Origin of the sequence: Hahella sp. HNIBRBA332 (assembly GCF_030719035.1) — a bacterium.
Classification (GTDB): domain Bacteria; phylum Pseudomonadota; class Gammaproteobacteria; order Pseudomonadales; family Oleiphilaceae; genus Hahella.
Window position 1 is genome coordinate 632,680 of sequence record NZ_CP132203.1, and the last position, 18,221, is coordinate 650,900.

The following is an 18,221-nucleotide window of genomic DNA, read 5'->3' on the forward strand; positions in this document are numbered from 1 at the left end:
ATAAAGCATGTGACGCTACCGCGGTTGAATCACTTTTGCGTTTGGGGCGGCTGAGGTTGATGAAGCCCGGTTGTCGACACGCAGGACGTTCATTCAATTTATACAGCGACGGATAACTGAAACATGCAGCAGTACGAACCCTGGGAGAACGACGAGCTTCGTTTCGGCCGGGTATCGAGGTTTCTGGATAGCCTTAATCAATGTCGAGAACTTGGCATTAAAGTGACTTGCGCCAATGCGGATGGCCTGGAGCTGGAACTGCCTTATAGCGAACACATCGTTGGCGATACCGATACGGGCGTTATCCATGGCGGCGCCATTACTACGTTGATGGATACCGCTTCCGGCGGCAGCGTATTATGTTGTCTGCCCGAACTGGAGTTGTGTCCCACCCTGGATCTGCGAGTGGACTACATGCGTCCGGCGCAGCCCGGCAAGACCGTCTTCGCGCGGGCCCGTTGCTATCGGGTGACCGGCACCATCGTCTTCACCCGTTGCGAAGCCTTCCAACGGGGCCCGGACACGACGGTGGCCAACTGCGTCGCCACGTTCATGCGGATTGGGCGTGACGCTTCCCCCGATTGGTTTTGGGAAAAGATCGAGGGCAGAAAGTAATCATGGAATCTTTACAGCAACACGTCGCGCAGGCTCATCGCAGCGGCGACTACAATAAGCTTCTGGAACTGATTCCCTACGCCAGCACCCTTGGTGTGCGCTGTGAGCGTTTCGGCAACGAAGTGGTGTTTATTCTGCCCAAGCGGGAGCAGAATTTGGGCAACCCCATTTTGCCTGCGATTCATGGTGGCGTGATCGGCGGATTCATGGAGTTGGCCGCTGCATTCCATCTCGCTATTTTCCTGGAGATCGACACCTTTCCGCGGATCGTCGACTTTTCTTTGGACTATCTGCGTGCAGGCTTGTATCAGGAGACGTATGCGGAATGTAAGCTGACTCGTCGCGGCAATCGCGTCGCCAATGTCAGCGTCAGCGCATGGCAGAAAAAGCGTAAGGACCCGATCGCATTGGCGCGGGCGCATTTTTTGCTGGGTTGAGGCGCTTTGTCGAGCCGCGGGTCCTTGCCTGCGGCTTGCTTATATTCTCCTTTTATATAGCACTTGTTAGTGCTTTCTTTTTGTGTCGCTCTTGTTTTTCTTATTGATGAGGTCGCTGCACACCGCTGGTTATGGTTTTTTTTCAGGTCAGGCGGATGCGATCACTTCACAATGAATTTCACCGTCGCTGAGACGGGCTTTGACCTTTTGCCCTGTCCGAACTTCTTTCTCGCTGCGAATAATCTGGCCATTTTCGTCAGAGACGATGGCGTATCCTCGCGCCAGGGTAGCGATTGGGCTGACCGCTTCCATGTGACCGCACAGCTTGGCGAAGTGCTGAGATTTGTGTCTTAACACAGACAAGACAGCGGTTTGCAAACGATGATCAAGGGCATCCACGGTGGCGTAGCGGTTTTTTAGAGACTGCCGGGGGCTGGACGCCAGCAGACGGTCATGCAGATGCGTCAATTGATTGCGACGAGCAGATAGCAGATTTTGTGCTTGCCGATGCAGACGCATTTCCAGATCATCCAGGCGCTGGGCGGACTCCTGCAGACGCCGGCCAGGATGCTTGAGGCGTTCTCGAAGCTGGTTGAGGCGCATGCCTTCCTGTCGCAACAGGCGCTGCGCAGCGGCGCCAAGCCTTTGTTCGTATATCAGAAAGCGATGTTTCCACTCAGCCTGGTCCGGACTGATTTTCTCCGCAGCGGCGGATGGCGTGGGCGCGCGAAGGTCGGCGACCAGATCGGCGATGGTGATGTCGGTTTCGTGTCCGACAGCGCTGACGATGGGGATGGCGCTCGCGGCAATGGCGCGGACCACGGGCTCTTCATTGAAGGCCCACAGATCTTCCAGCGAGCCGCCGCCGCGGCCCACAATCAGCACATCGCAGGCGTTAAGTCGGTTGGCGCTCGCTATCGCTGCGACGATAGCCGGTCCGGCTTCTTTGCCTTGAACCGGGACGGGAAACAATAAAACGGGAATGGCGGGGAAGCGTCTTTTCAGTACGGTGAGAATATCGCGCACTGCAGCGCCGGTCGGCGAGGTGATCACGCCGATCTGCTTGGGCATGGCGGGCAATGGGCGTTTGCGGGCGTCATCAAACAGACCCTCGCGAGACAGCTTCAGCTTCAATTCCTCGAAGGCGCGCCTTAGTTCGCCTTCTCCCGCCAGCTCCATACCTTCCGCAATTAACTGAAACTCGCCGCGTCCTTCATAAAGACTGACCTTGGCGCGCAAAGTAACCGCCTCTCCATCCCGGGGGCGCTGTTTCACAAACATATTGCGGTTGCGAAACATGGCGCAACGCACCTGGGCCTTGTCGTCCTTAAGAGAGAAATACCAGTGTCCAGAACTGGGACAACTGAAGTTGGAGATTTCACCGGTCACCCAGACCTGCATGAAGCTGACTTCCAAAAGTCGGCGCACTTGACGGTTTAATTCACTGACGGAAAGGGGAGAATGGGGGCTGAGCTCGCTCATTATGCTGTATTTTTATCCAACTCTGTGGCTTATTTTGCCCATTTGCAGGCGAATTACGGAATTTCTTAGAGAAAAGCGGGTATTAGGGAAGTCCGTAAGTTTACTGATTATGCCTTAAAATTTATAATAGTCCGATTAACTTATTTGCAAGCAAAAAGGCGATTCATATGCTGCGCATAGCTCAAGAAGCGCTAACCTTCGACGACGTTCTCCTCATCCCTGGTTATTCTGAAGTCCTGCCCAAAGACGTCAGCCTGACCACCCGACTTACCCGCGACATCACGATCAACCTCCCCCTTGTCTCCGCCGCCATGGATACCGTAACGGAAGCCCGTTTGGCTATCGCACTGGCGCAGGAAGGCGGCATCGGCATTATTCATAAGAATATGACGATCGAGCAGCAAGCGGCGGAAGTGCGTACGGTGAAGAAATTTGAAAGTGGTGTGGTGAAAGACCCCATCACTGTTTCACCGAACAACACGGTCAGTGAAGTTCGCGCTATCACCATGGCCAATAATATCTCTGGTCTGCCGGTGGTGGACGGTAAGGATCTGGTGGGCATTATCACCGGTCGCGACATCCGTTTTGAAAACAACCTGAACAAGAAAGTTCAGGAACTGATGACGCCGAAAGAGAAGCTGGTCACCGTCACCGAAGGTTACGACATGGAAACGGTGAAGAACCTGTTGCACCGTCACCGTATCGAAAAAGTGTTGGTGGTGAACAACGAGTTTGAGCTGAAGGGCTTGATCACGCTGAAAGATATTCAGAAGGCGCAGGACTACCCACGCGCGTCCAAGGACGAGCAAGGGCGCCTGCGTGTCGGCGCCGCCGTCGGCACTGGCGAAGGCACCGATGAGCGGATCGCTGCATTGGCCGCCGCCGGCGTAGACGTCATCGTGGTTGATACTGCGCACGGTCACTCCCGCGGCGTCCTGAATCGCGTGCGTTGGGTGAAGACGCACTTCCCTGAAGTACAGGTAATCGGCGGCAACATCGCCACGGGCGAAGCGGCGCTGGCGCTGGTGGAAGCGGGCGCAGACGGCGTCAAAGTGGGCATTGGTCCCGGCTCCATCTGTACTACCCGTATCGTCGCAGGTATCGGCGTACCGCAAATGTCGGCCATCGCGAATGTGGCGGCGGCCCTGAAAGACAGCGGCGTCCCCCTGATTGCAGACGGCGGCATCCGCTTCTCCGGCGACATCGCCAAAGCGATCGCCGCCGGCGCCTCCAGTGTCATGGTGGGCGGTCTGTTGGCGGGTACTGATGAATCTCCCGGTGAAGTGGAGCTGTATCAAGGCCGTAGCTATAAAGCGTATCGCGGCATGGGCTCTCTGGGCGCCATGGCGCAAAGCCAGGGCTCCAGCGACCGTTACTTCCAGGACGCCAGCTCAGGCGTTGAAAAACTGGTGCCGGAAGGTATCGAAGGTCGCGTCGCCAGCAAGGGGCCGCTGACTAACGTCGTGCATCAGTTGATGGGCGGCCTGCGTTCCTCCATGGGCTACACCGGCTGCGCAACCATAGAAGAAATGCGCACCAAGCCCCAGTTCACCCGCATTACCAATGCCGGCATCCATGAGAGCCACGTTCATGACGTGACGATCACCAAGGAAGCGCCTAACTACCGTTCAGGCGGATAAGGACGCTCGGGTTGAAGATGGCGCTTATACAATGCTCGTCAGGCGCGGCTCGTACACCGGGTCGCGTGTCGAGACTGGGCGCTGCGGCGTGCGGCGATAGTGGCCGGCGCCGAAAAGATGTTTTTTAAACTATGGCGGGGCTGAAAGGCCCCGCCCTTGTTTCTGTCTGAGGAAGGCTTCGAATGTCCGAAAATATTCATTCCCATCGTATTTTGATCCTGGATTTCGGTTCTCAATACACGCAGTTGATTGCACGCCGGGTTCGCGAAATCGGCGTTTACTGCGAAATTTACCCCTTCGATATGAGCGAAGCGGATATTCGCGAGTTCAATCCTAAAGGCGTGATTCTGGCCGGCGGCCCCGAGTCTGTGACCGAAATGGGCTCGCCGCGTGCGCCTGAGTGCCTGTTTGGCATGGATCTGCCTCTGTTGGGTATTTGCTATGGCATGCAGACCATGGCGGAGCAGATGGGGGGCAAGGTCGCGGGCTCGAATCTACGGGAGTTCGGCTATGCGCAGGTGAAGATCGAACGCTCCGAAGACGGTTTATTTGAAAATATCAAAGATCATGTGGCCGATGACGGCAAGCCTTTGCTGGATGTCTGGATGAGTCATGGCGATAAAGTTGTGACTTTGCCGGAAAGCTTTGTACTCAGCGCCTCCACGTCCAGCGCGCCGATCGCCGCCATGCAGCATGAAAGCAAGCCTTGGTTCGGCGTGCAATTCCATCCGGAAGTGACTCACACCTTGCAGGGACGTCGCATGCTGGAACGCTTCCTGGTGAATATCTGCGGATGTAAGCAATTGTGGACGCCTGGACGCATTATTGAAGACGCCATCACCCAGATTCGTAATCAAGTCGGGCAGGACAAAGTGCTGTTGGGGCTCTCCGGCGGTGTGGACTCTTCTGTGGTTGCGGCGCTGCTGCATCGCGCCATTGGCGATCAATTGACTTGTGTCTTCGTGGATAACGGCCTGCTGCGTTTACACGAAGGCGATCAGGTCATGGACATGTTCGCCAAGAACATGGGCATCAAAGTCGTGCGCGCCAATGCGCAGGATCAGTTCCTCAACAAGTTGGCGGGTGAAAACGATCCTGAGCGCAAGCGCAAGATCATCGGTCATACCTTCATTGAAGTGTTTGATGCGGAAGCGGCCAAGATCAAAGACGTGAAGTGGTTGGCGCAGGGTACCATCTATCCTGACGTCATTGAGTCCGCTGCAGCAAAAACCGGTAAAGCCCATGTCATAAAATCCCATCACAATGTTGGCGGATTGCCGGAAGACATGGAGATGCAACTGGTTGAACCTCTGCGCGAGCTGTTCAAGGACGAAGTCCGTAAGATCGGTCTGGAACTTGGGTTGCCGTACGATATGGTATACCGTCACCCCTTCCCGGGACCGGGGCTGGGCGTGCGTATACTGGGCGAAGTGAAGAAAGAATATGCGGATATTCTGCGCGAGGCGGACGCAATCTTCATCGAAGAGCTGCACCGTGCGGAGCTATATCACAAGGTGTCGCAGGCGTTTGCAGTATTTCTGCCGGTTAAGTCGGTAGGGGTGGTCGGCGACGCCCGTCGTTATGAGTATGTCATCGCGCTGAGAGCGGTGGAGACCATCGACTTTATGACGGCTCGCTGGGCGCATCTGCCTTATGAACTATTGGAAAAGATCTCCAATCGTATTATTAATGAGATTTCCGGCGTGTCACGGGTGGTTTATGACGTTTCGTCCAAACCGCCTGCTACTATTGAGTGGGAATAACCTCACTGATAGTGATCTGTTAATCGGAATTGCCTTGAGGGATTTGTCCCCATAATCGAAGGAGCCTGAGGGCTCCTTTTTGTCGGACGGTCCCTGGCGAAATTTGTAAAGCTGAAAGAGTAATATGCAGGACGGTTTTGATTCGCTTCCCGGGAAACCGGATGAGGACGAATACTGGATGCGGCGGGCGCTTAGCTTGGCCGCGCAGGCGCTGGCGTATGACGAGGTGCCGGTGGGCGCTATTCTGGTGCGGGACGGTCAGGTGCTGGGGGAAGGCTGGAATCAGCCTATTCGCAGTCACGACCCTACCGCTCATGCGGAAATCAGCGCGATTCGTAAAGCTTCCGCAGTAGCGGGGAATTACCGCTTGCCGGGCTCTACGTTGTATGTGACGCTGGAGCCTTGCGTCATGTGTCTCGGCGCGTTGGTGCATGCGCGCGTTTCCAGACTGGTGTTCGGCGCCTATGAACCCAAAGCTGGCGCTGTATGCAGTAGCAGCCGCCTGCTGGATGAGCATAACTTTAATTGGAAACTGGAATGGACCGGCGGCGTGCTGGAACAACCCTGTTCGCAACTTCTCAGCGGTTTTTTTCAGCGTCGGCGTTCCGAAGCCAAAGACGAGCGACGGAAGCAACAGCCATCATCTTAAGAATTCAGCTAACCTCAATGAAAATATTTAAGGATACGGATTAATGAAAGTATTAGTTACAGGCGGAGCCGGCTATATCGGCAGTCACGTAGTGCGTCAATTGGGCGAAGCCGGGCATGACATCGTGGTGTACGATAACCTGTCCACCGGTCACCCCTGGGCGGTCACTTACGGCGAACTGGTGCAGGCGGACCTGGCGGATACAGATGCGCTGGATGCGGTATTTGAGAAGGGGCAGTTTGAGGCGGTGCTGCACTTCGCCGCGAACATTGTGGTGCCTGAGTCGGTAGAGAATCCGCTTAAATACTACAGCAACAATACCCGCAATACGCTCAACCTGTTGGGCGCGATCCAGAAGCACAAGGTTCCTTACATGGTGTTTTCTTCCACGGCGGCGGTCTACGGCATGCCGGAGAACACGGTGATTACTGAGGAAACGCCATTGATGCCGATCAACCCTTATGGCGCATCCAAGATGATGAGTGAGCGCATGATTCAGGATCTGGCGTTCGCGACTGACCTCAACTACACCATCCTGCGTTACTTCAATGTGGCGGGCGCTGACCTGGAAGGCCGTATCGGCCAGGCGACGCCGGAAGCGACTCACTTGATAAAGGTGGCCTGCGAGTGTGTGCAGGGCGTGCGCGCAGGTATGAAGGTGTTCGGCACTGATTACGATACCCGCGACGGCACCTGTATCCGTGATTACATTCACGTGGATGACTTGGCCAAAGCCCACGTTATGGCGCTGGATCATATGAAAGCAGGCGGCGGCTCCAATATTTTCAATTGCGGCTACGGGCGCGGCTTCACGGTGAAAGAAGTGATTGAAGTCGTGAAAGCGGAGTCCGGCAAAGACTTCCCTGTTGAAGAAGTTGACCGTCGCGCAGGCGATCCTGACGCGTTAGTGGCGATGAACGATAAAATCAAATCTGTCCTGGGCTGGAAGCCCGATCATGATGATCTGAATGTCATCGTTAAGTCCGCGCTGAACTGGGAAGCGGTCTGGCAGAACAAACAGAAAGAGATCTGAGATTAAGCAATAGGAACGTGCATCCATGAAAATAGCCATCTTCGGCACCGGATACGTAGGGTTGGTGACGGGCGCCTGTCTGGCGGACGTCGGGCATCAGGTGCTCTGCGTCGACGTGGACGAAAAGAAGATCCAGAACCTGAAAAATGGTTTGATTCCAATTTATGAACCAGGGCTTGAACCCATCGTGAAGCTGAATGTAGAGGCGGGACGCCTGTCATTCACTACCGATGCAGAAGAGGCCGTAGCGTTTGGCGACTTGCAGTTTATCGCTGTCGGTACGCCGCCGGACGAAGATGGTTCTGCGGATCTGCAATATGTTTTGACGGTGGCGCGCACTATTGGGCGTCACATGCAGGACTATAAAGTGGTCGTGGATAAATCGACAGTGCCGGTTGGCACGGGCGACAAGGTTGGCGCGGCTATCAGCGATGAGTTGGCGAGACGAGGCGTTTCGCTGGAATTTGACGTCGTCTCCAACCCTGAGTTTTTGAAGGAAGGCGATGCGGTGGGCGACTTTATGAAGCCGGACCGCATTGTGGTGGGGGCGCAAAGTGAGCGCGCCGTCAGCATGATGCGGGAAGCCTACGAGCCATTCAACCGTAATCACGACAGAATGGTGGTGATGGACGTACGTTCGGCGGAATTGACCAAGTACGCAGCCAACGCCATGCTGGCCACCAAAATCAGCTTTATGAATGAAATCGCCAACTTGGCGGAGCTGCTCGGCGCCGATATTGAGCAGGTGCGTAAAGGCATCGGCTCCGATCCACGCATTGGATATCACTTTATTTATCCCGGTTGTGGATATGGCGGCTCTTGTTTCCCAAAAGACGTCAAGGCGCTCGTACGCACCGCCAAAGATGTGGCTTACGATGCGAAGCTGCTGTCTTCGGTGGAATCGGTGAATGACTCCCAGAAGCACGTGCTGTTCCGTAAACTCAGTGAACATTTCAATGGCAAGCTGGCGGGACGCACTTTCGCGCTGTGGGGACTGGCGTTCAAGCCGAACACGGATGATATGCGGGAAGCCTCCAGCCGTGTTTTGATGGAGTCGTTGTGGGCCGCTGGCGCCAAAGTCCAGGCGTTTGACCCGAAAGCGATGGAAGAGACCCAGCGCATTTACGCCGACAAGGACGAACTGATGTTGTGCGGCACGAAAGAGCAGGCGCTTAAAGGCGCTGACGCCTTGATTATCTGTACAGAGTGGAAGGAGTTTCGCTCCCCGGATTTCAGCTATATCGTCAGCGCGTTGAAAGAGCCGGTGATTTTCGATGGCCGTAACCTGTATGACCCTGAACGCGTGCAGCGTAAAGGCGTACAGTATTATGGCATTGGCCGTGGGCTAAGTATCAGCAAGGGCGCGGAAGCCTGAGTTCAGGTAAAGGAGAAACGCTGTGAGTTTTGAGCTGCACGCGCAGTTGGCGAAGGACACTATAGTGGTTGGCGACTTGCCTTTATGCCGCCTGTTGCTAATGAATGACGCCCAGTATCCCTGGTGCATTCTGGTTCCGAGGGCGGAAGGCGTTCGCGAAGCTTATGAGTTGGACCACCAGGCGCAAGAGCAGTTGACGCGCGAGTCGGCGATAGTCGGCAAGACGCTAATGGCGTTGTTCGAGGGGCACAAGTTGAATGTGGCGGCTCTGGGTAACATGGTGCCGCAGCTGCATATTCACCATATCGTTCGCTTTCCTACGGATGCGGCCTGGCCTAAGCCGGTTTGGGGCGTGAACCCCACGCAGCCTTATTCAGAGCAGGATGCGCAGGCGCTCAAACAGAAGATTCACGCGGCCCTCAGTCCGCTGATCGCCATCACCGGTTGAGCTGTCGAAATCACCCGCCTGGGCCGCTTATTTTGGCGGCGCCAGGCTTCTTTTCCTGCACAAGTCCCCCTCTCAACACCATGCGTAGCTGAGTGGACAGTTTTAGCTTTAGTCGCTTTCTTTCCGCCGCGTCGGCGTCCAAACCTTCTGAACCGCAGTTAAACACCAGCACCACCAGCGCATCGGCGACCGCTTTCGGGTCCCGTAACGGCGCGCCGCCATTTTCTCCAAATCGGCTCAAATCCGCCGCCAGTTCCGTGATGAAATGATCGGTCTCGGCTTTGATTGCTGTGCGAAAGCGCAGGGATACGCCGTTTTTCTCCCGCAACAGCAGGCGAAACAGGTTGGCGTTGGAGTTCAGATACTCGAAGAAAGTATCGATGGACGTTTCCACCAGTCCTCCTTTTTTGGCGACTCTTTTACGCGCTTGCCGCATTAACCGGCGCAGGGTGATGCCCGCTTCGTCCACCAGGGCGAGGCCAAGCTCCTCCAAGTCATTGAAATGGCGATAAAAGGAGGTGGGAGCGATGCCTGCTTCGCGGGCGACTTCTCTCAGGCTGAGGCTGGCGAAGTTACGATCTGGACCGAGTTGGCGTAGCGCGGCGTCCATCAGCGCCAGACGGGTGCGCTCTTTCTGTTGGGCTCTCGTGGTCAATAGAGGAATCCTGATTGGGCGATCGACATGCGCCGCACTCGATTCGAGTGCGGCTTGCTCAAGGCGGGCTAGTATAACTCGTATTTCAGCGGTCTGATGACGGCGTTGAACACATCGACCCATTTTTGCGAGAACTGGCTGCCGGAGCGGCTGTTGATTTCCAGCACCGCCCTGATAAAGGGGCGTTTATAGCGACTGGAGTAGATGCGCGGGTGAGAAATCGCTTCGAAGGCGTCCGCGATGGCGATGATCTTGGCTCCGTCGCAAATCTCGCGGTCACGCAGTCCAATAGGGTAGCCCCTGCCGCTGACATGCTCATGGTGTTGATCAATAATGCGGCGCGACTCCTGCCACTCCGGCATGTTGATCAGCAAGGCGCTGCCTACACTGGTGTGCTTATGAATGCTGTGGTCTTCTGACTCGGAGAGACCACTGCTTTTATGCAGGATATCAAGAGGAAGAAAGGACATGCCGATATCATGCACCAGTGCGGCGGCGCTAAGCTGGGCTGGATCCACTGGTTCGCGGGCATGTCGATTCATCGCCAGCGCAAGCAACAGGACACGTCTGTTTTTACCCAGCCAAAAACGTGAGCGTGCTTCAGCTGGCGTTGCGAGACTGAGAAAAAACAGCAGGTCGGCGTTGGTGTGGACATCATACTTGCGCCATAGCGCCAGCAGCTCAGAATAAACGTCATTTGCGTTGCGTCCTGCAGTTTGCGCGCTGACCTCCGGGGCGAGTAGCGCCAGAAGCTCCTGCATGGCCTCGTTGCGACCGTTCGCGACTGTCTTGGGAAGCTGGCAGAGCAGGTCGCTGATTCTGGCGTTCTCCACCATTTGAATATTTTCGAAGCTGCCGCTGTCGATGGCGACAGCGCAAACCTGAATGCGCTCCATGGCCAGCAACAGTAAATCGCTGATTTCCGGGCGGAAGTTCAATTGCTTGTCGGCAATGCCGGCCATGATGGTGTAAATGCCCTGCATCAACGATCCCAGTTCGATCTCCGCGAACTTTATTTCCTGCGCGATGGCTTCATAGTTGGCGCAGAGACGGGCGATCAGTGTGGCGTCGTTGGGCGCGGCTTCCAGCTCTACCAGATTTTTTTCGAAACTTTCACGCAAGTCCGACAATATGTCTGGCCTGAGAGTGGTTGCATGGAGATAGGGGAGAGGGGATGGTTGAGCCATATCTTATTACCAGCATGGATATAGTCATACTTTGAAGTATAGCCACAAAAATAGTTATTGCCCGACTTCGCCGCACGGGCGCTCCAAGCCTCCCGGCGGCGTTTATGAAGGGAATGCGCGTGTTTACGCAGTAGCGCGCTGCAGACGGCTCATCTCGTCGTGACAGCGCTTCAAAGTGGGATAGATATCCTGCAGAGTAGCCTGAACGCCAGGAGCCTTCACTTCTTCGATGGCGTCGCGGATTTTTTCCAGGGTTTTATCCTCGACCTCTTCCAGTTGCTCGATATACACGTGCTCTGAGTTGTCCTTGATCGCGGCCAGGATCTTGGCGTATTGCTCACGCAGCACGCCGCCAAGGGTATGCCCGGTCTCTTTTTCACCTTTCTCGAAGACAATATAGGGCTGCAAACGGCCGACAGCGCCTTCGCGAATGGCTGACATGCGTTCGAATACCAAACGCACCGCATTGCTGTTCACCTTGTCTTTGGCTTCCGTATAGAAGTCAATGCCGTCATTAAGCACCTTCACCAAATCTCTCAAGCTGTTTGTTTCTGACTTAGTCATCATTGATCTCCTTAGTGTTCCTTTAAACTACTTCTTGCGGGTTGCCCGCATCTCGTTAGTAGTGCAGCAACAGCTGTGCCAGCCGTGTTTTTCTATTTAACATACTGAAATAATTGGATTTTATTTGGGGTGGGGAGATTGGAAGTTAAAGATGCTAAGAAAATCGTGTAAATAAGAAAAAGAATGGCCGCTTTGTTGTGGCTTTTACAAGTCGGCCTGGAACTGTTGGGCGCCGTTAGGCGTCACAGCGAGTTTTTGGCGGGAAGCACGGCTGTCAATTCACCCAATGAGACGGGCTTCATCAAGTGGTGCTGAAACCCCGCTTCTGAAGACCGCTGCTTGTCTTCGGCGTATCCGCTCAGAGCGATAAGGCGGGCGTCTGGCAGCCCTTTTTGGCGTATCTTTCGAGCCAGGCTATAGCCGTCGGTATCGGGGAGGTTCAGGTCCAGCACAATCACCACAGGTTGGATCCGTTCCGCCAGTTCCAGCGCCTCGGCGCCGTTTCCGGCGCAATGCACGCGCCAGCCCAGGTGCTCCAGCAGGGCGGCGGTGGCTGCGCTGGCGTCCGGGTTATCCTCCACCAGTAATAAAGACGGTTTGCTGGCGTGCGTTTCCGGTAAGTGGCGTTCAATCAACGTGAATAGCTGATTAACGTTGACCGGCTTGCTCAAATGGTCTGTACAGCCACTGGCCAGGCAGCGCTCCCGTTCACCGCGCATAGTGGCGGCGGTCAGCGCCAGGACTGGCGTTTCGTGGCCGCGGCGACGCAGTTCACGGGTGGCGGAGTGTCCGTCCAGCACTGGCATATGCATATCCATGATCACCAAGTCGATCGGCGCATTCGATTGCGCAGCCTCTGTCACGATGCGAACCGCCTCCGCGCCATTCTCGGCGTAACTGACGCGCGCGCCAGCGCTTTCCACCAGATGGCCAATCAGCCGGCGGATATCCGGCAGGTCATCGGCGACCAGCAGATGGCCTTTTACGCGATGTGCTCGCGTTGCATGGGCTTCCGCGGCGCCGCAGGCCTCCAGATCAGGCTGCACGCGTTTGACGCCCTCCAGCGGACCGGGTTTGACGATGGCGGTGAAATCACTGCCTTCTCCAGGGCTGCTGCTCAAGCGAATGTCGCCGCCCAGCCGGTGCGCCAATTGACGGCTGATGGCCAGTCCAAGTCCCGCGCCTTCGCCGCGGCGCATGCTGTTGGCGTAAACCTGGGTGAACGGCTGAAAGAGGCGCTTTTGGTCGGCGAGACTGATGCCGGGGCCCGTGTCCAGCACTTTAAACTGAACTTTTTCCTGTTCCTCTTCTTTGATCATCTGCACTCGCACCGTTACTTTTCCCTGTTCGGTGAATTTGATGGCGTTGCCGATCAAGTTTAACAATATCTGCCGCAGGCGGAGGGGGTCGGTTTCAATATTTTCCGGCAGTGGCGAGTCGGCGATAAAGCTCAGTTGCAGGTTTTTATCTAGTGCGGACACAGCCATGAGGGAGTAGAGGTCAGCCAGAAATGCCTGTAGATTAACGCGCACAAACTCCATTTCGAGTTTGCCTGCCTCAATCTTGGAGATGTCCAGAATGTCGTTGAGCAGGCTCAACAGATGCTGCCCATTGCGTTGGACGATTTGCAGATAAGATAGACTGTCAGGAGCATTGTCCTGTGCGATAAGCAGCTCGGTGTAACCCAAAATTGCGGTCAGCGGCGTACGTAACTCATGACTGAGATGCGCCAGAAACTCACTTTTGGAACGGTTTTCCGCTTCCGCCTTCAGTCTTTCCAACCTCTCTGTTTCCATCTCCCGGCGCGCCAGCGCATAACGGATGGCTCTCGCCAAATGGGCGGAATTGAGGTCGGACTTCACCAGATAATCGACAGCGCCTCCACGTAGCGCGTCAGCGTCGAGGCGGCTGTCATCCTGACCTGTCAGCATGATTATCGGACCGTGAAAGCCCAGTTTGGGGGCCTCACGCAGCAGCTTCAGGCCGTCATCCGGACCTAAGCGATAGTCCATGAGACAGACATGATGCTCATCCCTGGCCAGGGCGGAACGGGCAATTTCCGCGTTGCAGGCCCAATCCAGCTCGAATTGCGAGGGCGCTATCTGCTCCAGCAGATCTTTGGCGATGATATAGTCGTCTTCGTCGTCCTCCACCAGCAACAATTTGATTGGCGTGGGGAAGTTCGTCTGGTTCTCCGTCATCAGCGCCCCTCGTAATGATTAATGACCGTGATTGGGCAATTCCACGAATTCGACCCAGTAATGTCCCAGCGCGCGCATGAGATCAACCAACCCTTCAAAGGTTACCGGCTTGGTGATGTAAGACGCGGCGCCCAGATCATAGCCGCGCAGCATATCCTGCTCTGCTTTTGATGTGGTGAGGATGACGACTGGCGTGCGGCGCAGGGCGGGGTCGGCCTTGATCTCCGCCAGAGCCTCGCGGCCGTCTTTGCGAGGCATGTTCAGGTCCAGAAGTATAATGCCGGGAGTCGGCGAGTTGGCGGGATCTTCGAACTCGCCTTCCCGACGCAGATACTGCATCAACTCAAAACCATCTTTCACAAATCGCAGTTCATTCAACACGCGGCTTTCGCGCATGGCTTCCAGTGCAAGTTGGCGATCATCTTCGTCATCATCCGCCATTAAAATGACCAGCGGTCTCTTGGTGTCAGGCATATTGTTCAGGCTCCATTTCAGAAATTGGCGTATGCTGCAGCGGCAGGTTCACAATGAATGTGGCGCCTTGTCCGGGGATACTTTCGGCGTTAATGCCGCCGCTATGGCGTTCAACAATGCGACGGCATACCGCTAGCCCTATGCCGGTTCCTTCGTATTCTCCGCGCTGGTGCAGACGCTGGAAAGGGGTGAAAATCCGGTCTTTGAACTTTTCGTCAAAGCCGATTCCGTTGTCGCTGAAACGGAGTTCGCACCACTCCGTTTCCACACCTCCTTCCAATAGTGAATGTTGGTAGCGCTTCACGCTGATGGTGATAAGCGGCTGCTGTTCAGGAGGAATAAACTTCAATGAGTTGCCAATCAGATTTTGCATCAGCTGGCGCATTTGCGTAGGGTCCGCGTCCAGCGTCGGCAGCGGCGAAGCGTTGACGACTGCGCCGCTTTCATTGATGGGAATCTCCAGGTCCTCCAGCACTTCGGTGAGAATCTCATTCAAATCCACTTGCGTGAATGGCTGCGCCTTGGTGGAAACCCGGGAAAATGAGAGCAGGTCGTTAATCAGGCGTGACATGCGCTCTGCGGCGGATTGCATGCGCCGAATGTAGTCGGCGCCGCTGTCTTCCAGTTTGTCGGCGTACTTTTGTTGCAGGCGGTCGCCAAACGCGCGAATTTTCCTTAGCGGCTCCTGCAAGTCATGGGAAGCGACAAAGGCGAAATCCTGCAGTTCCCGATTGCTGCGTTCAAGCTCTTTGGAGAAGTGGGTCAGCACGGCGGTGCGTTCGGAGACTTTTTCCTCCAGTCGGTCATTCTCCGTCTGCAGAATCTCGGTGATGCGTGTGTGCTGGCGAAGATTTCTTTGCAAAAGGTAGTAAACGAAGCCGATCAGTCCCAGGCTGGTCAGTGTGGCCGCCACCAGGGTGAAAATAGTTTCCCGCTGATTCAGATAGGACTCATGGCGTCGCTGCGCCAGCAGCGCATATTCTTCGGCCTCCATTTCCTCCACCAGCTTGCTGATGGTATCCATGAGGTGTTTGCCTTTGTCTGTGTTCACGATTTCCGTGGCGCTCTCCAGATCGCTGTTTTTGCGTAACTGGATGACCTCGCGCATTTCGCTGATCTTGCTCTGGGTGACCTGACGCAGACGCAGGAAGCGCTCCTGCTGTCCCGGTATTTCCGAGTTGGTCGCCTGCAGTTGGTTAAGATAGATTTCCAGCGAATTCATGGCGTCATGAAAAGGCTCCAGATACGTCTCGTCACCAGTGATCAGGTAGCCCCGTTGGCCGGTTTCGGCGCCTTGTATTGCGGAGAAGGTGTTCTTGATAATGCCGATCACCTGCAAGGTATGGGAGACGCTGTTCTCGATCCGCACCAACTCGCGCATGGCGCGGTAGGACGTGAATCCATTGATGACCAGCAACAACGCCACGGCGGCGAAGGCGAAACGCCAGCGCCGACTCAGCAGTAGAGGGCTCTTATCCATCGCTCTGTTAGGCATTGTCCGCCTTCGTGGCGCTGGCGTTGACAAAGTCGTTGATGCGCGCGCTGCAGCGCTTGCATTCTTCCAGTATGCGCTCCACGCACACCAGAATTTCTTCTTTATCGCGATTGGTCTGAAGCTGGAGCTTGGCCAGCTCTGCATTGACTGAAATGGTATTCAATGGATTGCGGAGGTCGTGCGCCAGTTTCGCGGTATCGGCTTCCTGGGTCATATGGGCATCCTGTCTCTATTTTTTGGAAATGTCTTATACGGGCGTTTCCGTGCTTTCATTCTCTCCATAGCTGTTCAGGCGGTTATAGAGTGTTTTCAGACTGATGCCGAGCATATCCGCGGCCCGGCGCTTGTCGCCTTCCAGCTGGGCGAGGGTGAGGGTAATCAGCTCGCGCTCCATCTCCTCTATGGTTTTGCCCACCTGCAGCCCGGGAGATCCCTGCCGCTCGCGGGCGAAAGGCGACGCCAGATTATCCGGCAGGTCGAGTTCGGATTTAGCCGGGTCGGTCATAATGAAAGCGCGGTGAATGGCGTGGCGCAGCTCGCGCACGTTGCCTGGCCAGTCGTAATCCTGCAGCCTTTTGAGGTTGCTTTCCCCCAACCCGAAAGCGCAGCCATTTTCTTCGTTCAGCTCCTGCAGGAAGCGTCTGGCCAACAGCGGAATATCTTCCCGGCGCTGCCGCAAAGGCGGAATCTGGATGGGGAATACAGCCAGACGGAAGTAGATGTCTTCACGCAGGCACTCGTCTTCCGCCAGCTGTTGTTGGGTGCGGTTGGTGGCCGAAATCACCCTGCAATCCACCGGGATCTCCTCGGCGCCGCCCACACGGATGACTTTGTTGGTTTCCAATACTCTCAGCAGGGTCGGCTGCATGTCGATCGGCATCTCGGTAACTTCGTCGAGAAACAGCACGCCGCCTTTGGCTTGTTCGAATAAGCCTGGTTTTCTGCTGACTGCGCCAGTAAAAGCGCCTTTTTCATGGCCGAACAGTTCGCTGCCGATTAACTCGCGGGAAAGCGCGCCACAGTTAGCAGCTACGAATGGCCCCTGGGCGCCTCCGGCGGCATGGATGGCGCGGGCGACCAGTTCTTTGCCGACGCCGCTTTCACCTTGCAGCAGTACGTTGGCTCTGGTTTGGGCGACGCGCTCGATCATCTGGTAAAGCTCGCGCATGGCCGGCGATTCGCCGATCAAGCTATTGAAGTGGCGGGGCGCGGCAACTTCCGACAGCTCAGGGCTGGTCTTTTCGATCAGTGCTTTTATCTGCTCAATATCAATGGGTTTGATCAGATAACTAATGTTGGGGCCGCAAACCGTTTTCACCAGCGATTTTACGGTAGGGTGGCCTGTGACGATGGCGATGTGGCCGGGTTGCTTGCGGGAGCCATTCAGGGCGTCCAGTACGTGCAGACCGCTTCCATCAGGAAGCATCAGGTCAAGTAATACGATATCGAATTGATTCGCCTGCAGAATGGCGTTGGCTTCAGCAACGCTGGCGGCGGAGCGGGCGTCATGCCCCAGCATTTCAAGGAGTGTCTGCGTGGCTTGTACGAAACCGTCATCGTCGTCCACGAGCAATATACTTGCCAAGGTGTGTTCCCTCGTGTGATTTTGAGTTCCCGCCGGTTAATATACCAACCGGCCGTATCGGGCGCTATCTGATAGTTGGGGCTAAAGTCGCTAGTATCAAGGGTTTACAGGTTAGGACTGATTTTGCGAAAAATAATGTTTATAATACAGCGCTTTTTTTGTCCGTCTGCGGTCGCTCCCGCTGTGGAATGACCACTCCAAGGGCGTCTAGAAGCCTTCTAACTTAATATGATTTTTGGTTTTTTCTGGAAAGAGGTCAGAGAAAAATGCCGATTTACGAATACGTTTGTAAATCCTGCGGGTATGAGAAAGACGTTCTACAAAGCTTGAGTGAAGCGCCGTTAACCGACTGCCCAAGCTGTGAGAAGCCCGAGTTTAAGAAGAAGATTTCAGCGGCGGGTTTTCGCCTGAAGGGCGGCGGCTGGTATGAGACAGATTTCAAAACCGGCAAGAAGAAAAACTTGGCGGGCGATAGCGGCTCTTCGTCCTCTAGCGCGGGTTCAAGCTCTAAAAGCAGCAGTTCCGCGGACTGATCGGCGCGGCCCTTTTTATGCGTATCATGCAGCCGGAGCGTGGTCTCCGGCTGAAAATTAACAGACAGTAATCAGAATTTAAGAC

Annotated in this window: 18 protein-coding genes; 9 read left to right on the forward strand and 9 right to left on the reverse strand. The window is 55.4% G+C overall.

The genetic code is table 11. The features are described 5' to 3' along the window. Positions 1 to 123: 123 nt before the first annotated feature. Positions 124 to 615 (forward strand): PaaI family thioesterase, encoded by a 492-nt coding sequence (locus O5O45_RS03040; RefSeq protein WP_305903816.1) that lies wholly within the window; start codon positions 124 to 126, stop codon positions 613 to 615. 2 nt (positions 616 to 617) lie between these two features. Next, complete coding sequence (locus tag O5O45_RS03045) at positions 618 to 1,052, forward strand: PaaI family thioesterase (RefSeq protein ID WP_206618130.1); 435 nt, start codon at positions 618 to 620, stop codon at positions 1,050 to 1,052. A gap of 147 nt (positions 1,053 to 1,199) precedes the next feature. Here O5O45_RS03045 and xseA read toward each other — a convergent pair whose 3' ends face one another. Beyond that, the gene (gene xseA / locus O5O45_RS03050) at positions 1,200 to 2,534 is read right to left on the reverse strand and encodes an exodeoxyribonuclease VII large subunit (protein WP_305903817.1); all 1,335 of its coding nucleotides are present in this window, start codon (positions 2,532 to 2,534) and stop codon (positions 1,200 to 1,202) included. A 167-nt stretch (positions 2,535 to 2,701) separates the two neighbouring features. Here xseA and guaB point away from each other — a divergent pair, with 167 nt between their 5' ends. The 6 genes from guaB to O5O45_RS03080 all read left to right on the forward strand — a co-directional run bounded on the left by guaB (position 2,702) and on the right by O5O45_RS03080 (position 9,442). Next, the gene (gene guaB, locus O5O45_RS03055; protein WP_305903818.1) at positions 2,702 to 4,174 is read left to right on the forward strand and encodes an IMP dehydrogenase; all 1,473 of its coding nucleotides are present in this window, start codon (positions 2,702 to 2,704) and stop codon (positions 4,172 to 4,174) included. A gap of 182 nt (positions 4,175 to 4,356) precedes the next feature. Beyond that, entirely contained in the window at positions 4,357 to 5,937 is a 1,581-nt protein-coding gene (guaA, locus tag O5O45_RS03060; RefSeq protein ID WP_305903819.1) for a glutamine-hydrolyzing GMP synthase, read from the forward strand. A gap of 124 nt (positions 5,938 to 6,061) precedes the next feature. Further along, the gene (gene tadA, locus O5O45_RS03065; RefSeq protein WP_305903820.1) at positions 6,062 to 6,586 is read left to right on the forward strand and encodes a tRNA adenosine(34) deaminase TadA; all 525 of its coding nucleotides are present in this window, start codon (positions 6,062 to 6,064) and stop codon (positions 6,584 to 6,586) included. Between the two features lie 43 nt (positions 6,587 to 6,629). Further along, the gene (galE, locus tag O5O45_RS03070) at positions 6,630 to 7,619 is read left to right on the forward strand and encodes a UDP-glucose 4-epimerase GalE (RefSeq protein WP_305903821.1); all 990 of its coding nucleotides are present in this window, start codon (positions 6,630 to 6,632) and stop codon (positions 7,617 to 7,619) included. Between the two features lie 25 nt (positions 7,620 to 7,644). Next, positions 7,645 to 8,994 (forward strand): UDP-glucose dehydrogenase family protein, encoded by a 1,350-nt coding sequence (locus O5O45_RS03075; protein WP_305903822.1) that lies wholly within the window; start codon positions 7,645 to 7,647, stop codon positions 8,992 to 8,994. Between the two features lie 22 nt (positions 8,995 to 9,016). Next, positions 9,017 to 9,442: an HIT domain-containing protein gene (locus O5O45_RS03080; protein WP_305903823.1), complete on the forward strand. Its 426-nt coding sequence runs from the start codon at positions 9,017 to 9,019 to the stop codon at positions 9,440 to 9,442. Positions 9,443 to 9,452: 10 nt separating this feature from the next. On the opposite strand, the gene fabR is transcribed toward O5O45_RS03080, so the two are convergent. The 8 genes from fabR to O5O45_RS03120 all read right to left on the reverse strand — a co-directional run bounded on the left by fabR (position 9,453) and on the right by O5O45_RS03120 (position 17,603). Continuing rightward, a complete protein-coding gene (fabR, locus tag O5O45_RS03085; protein WP_371747959.1) occupies positions 9,453 to 10,097 on the reverse strand; it encodes an HTH-type transcriptional repressor FabR in 645 nt (214 codons plus the stop codon). 68 nt (positions 10,098 to 10,165) lie between these two features. Then, positions 10,166 to 11,284 carry an HD-GYP domain-containing protein gene (locus tag O5O45_RS03090; RefSeq protein ID WP_305903824.1) on the reverse strand — a complete coding sequence of 373 codons (1,119 nt, stop codon included), beginning with the start codon at positions 11,282 to 11,284 and terminating at the stop codon, positions 10,166 to 10,168. A gap of 123 nt (positions 11,285 to 11,407) precedes the next feature. Next, complete coding sequence (locus O5O45_RS03095; protein ID WP_305903825.1) at positions 11,408 to 11,851, reverse strand: ferritin-like domain-containing protein; 444 nt, start codon at positions 11,849 to 11,851, stop codon at positions 11,408 to 11,410. 239 nt (positions 11,852 to 12,090) lie between these two features. Next, positions 12,091 to 14,049, reverse strand: a complete 1,959-nt coding sequence (locus O5O45_RS03100) for a response regulator (protein WP_305903826.1) — start codon at positions 14,047 to 14,049, stop codon at positions 12,091 to 12,093. An 18-nt stretch (positions 14,050 to 14,067) separates the two neighbouring features. Further along, positions 14,068 to 14,523, reverse strand: coding sequence for a response regulator (locus O5O45_RS03105; protein ID WP_305903827.1), 456 nt, complete (start codon positions 14,521 to 14,523; stop codon positions 14,068 to 14,070). Then, positions 14,516 to 16,018 carry a sensor histidine kinase gene (locus tag O5O45_RS03110; protein WP_305903828.1) on the reverse strand — a complete coding sequence of 501 codons (1,503 nt, stop codon included), beginning with the start codon at positions 16,016 to 16,018 and terminating at the stop codon, positions 14,516 to 14,518. Before O5O45_RS03110 ends, O5O45_RS03105 begins: the two co-directional genes overlap by 8 nt. Next, on the reverse strand, positions 16,011 to 16,232 hold the full coding sequence (locus O5O45_RS03115; protein ID WP_305903829.1) for a histidine kinase dimerization/phospho-acceptor domain-containing protein: 222 nt from the start codon (positions 16,230 to 16,232) through the stop codon (positions 16,011 to 16,013). Before O5O45_RS03115 ends, O5O45_RS03110 begins: the two co-directional genes overlap by 8 nt. Positions 16,233 to 16,265: 33 nt before the next feature. Then, positions 16,266 to 17,603, reverse strand: coding sequence for a sigma-54-dependent transcriptional regulator (locus O5O45_RS03120; RefSeq protein WP_305903830.1), 1,338 nt, complete (start codon positions 17,601 to 17,603; stop codon positions 16,266 to 16,268). Between the two features lie 266 nt (positions 17,604 to 17,869). Between O5O45_RS03120 and O5O45_RS03125 the strand changes: the two genes are divergently transcribed. After that, positions 17,870 to 18,136 carry an FmdB family zinc ribbon protein gene (locus O5O45_RS03125; protein ID WP_305903831.1) on the forward strand — a complete coding sequence of 89 codons (267 nt, stop codon included), beginning with the start codon at positions 17,870 to 17,872 and terminating at the stop codon, positions 18,134 to 18,136. Positions 18,137 to 18,221: the final 85 nt, after the last annotated feature.

Bases quoted from the DNA above. Each gene is read 5' to 3' on its own strand.
- O5O45_RS03075 (WP_305903822.1), top strand. From the start codon at position 7,645: ATGAAAATAGCCATCTTCGGCACCGGATACGTAGGGTTGGTGACGGGC.
- O5O45_RS03105 (WP_305903827.1), bottom strand. From the start codon at position 14,523: ATGCCTGACACCAAGAGACCGCTGGTCATTTTAATGGCGGATGATGAC.
- tadA (WP_305903820.1), top strand. From the start codon at position 6,062: ATGCAGGACGGTTTTGATTCGCTTCCCGGGAAACCGGATGAGGACGAA.
- O5O45_RS03115 (WP_305903829.1), bottom strand. From the start codon at position 16,232: ATGACCCAGGAAGCCGATACCGCGAAACTGGCGCACGACCTCCGCAAT.
- O5O45_RS03095 (WP_305903825.1), bottom strand. From the start codon at position 11,851: ATGATGACTAAGTCAGAAACAAACAGCTTGAGAGATTTGGTGAAGGTG.
- guaB (WP_305903818.1), top strand. From the start codon at position 2,702: ATGCTGCGCATAGCTCAAGAAGCGCTAACCTTCGACGACGTTCTCCTC.
- O5O45_RS03045 (WP_206618130.1), top strand. From the start codon at position 618: ATGGAATCTTTACAGCAACACGTCGCGCAGGCTCATCGCAGCGGCGAC.
- O5O45_RS03125 (WP_305903831.1), top strand. From the start codon at position 17,870: ATGCCGATTTACGAATACGTTTGTAAATCCTGCGGGTATGAGAAAGAC.
- O5O45_RS03040 (WP_305903816.1), top strand. From the start codon at position 124: ATGCAGCAGTACGAACCCTGGGAGAACGACGAGCTTCGTTTCGGCCGG.
- galE (WP_305903821.1), top strand. From the start codon at position 6,630: ATGAAAGTATTAGTTACAGGCGGAGCCGGCTATATCGGCAGTCACGTA.
- O5O45_RS03100 (WP_305903826.1), bottom strand. From the start codon at position 14,049: ATGACGGAGAACCAGACGAACTTCCCCACGCCAATCAAATTGTTGCTG.
- O5O45_RS03110 (WP_305903828.1), bottom strand. From the start codon at position 16,018: ATGCCTAACAGAGCGATGGATAAGAGCCCTCTACTGCTGAGTCGGCGC.
- O5O45_RS03090 (WP_305903824.1), bottom strand. From the start codon at position 11,284: ATGGCTCAACCATCCCCTCTCCCCTATCTCCATGCAACCACTCTCAGG.
- xseA (WP_305903817.1), bottom strand. From the start codon at position 2,534: ATGAGCGAGCTCAGCCCCCATTCTCCCCTTTCCGTCAGTGAATTAAAC.
- guaA (WP_305903819.1), top strand. From the start codon at position 4,357: ATGTCCGAAAATATTCATTCCCATCGTATTTTGATCCTGGATTTCGGT.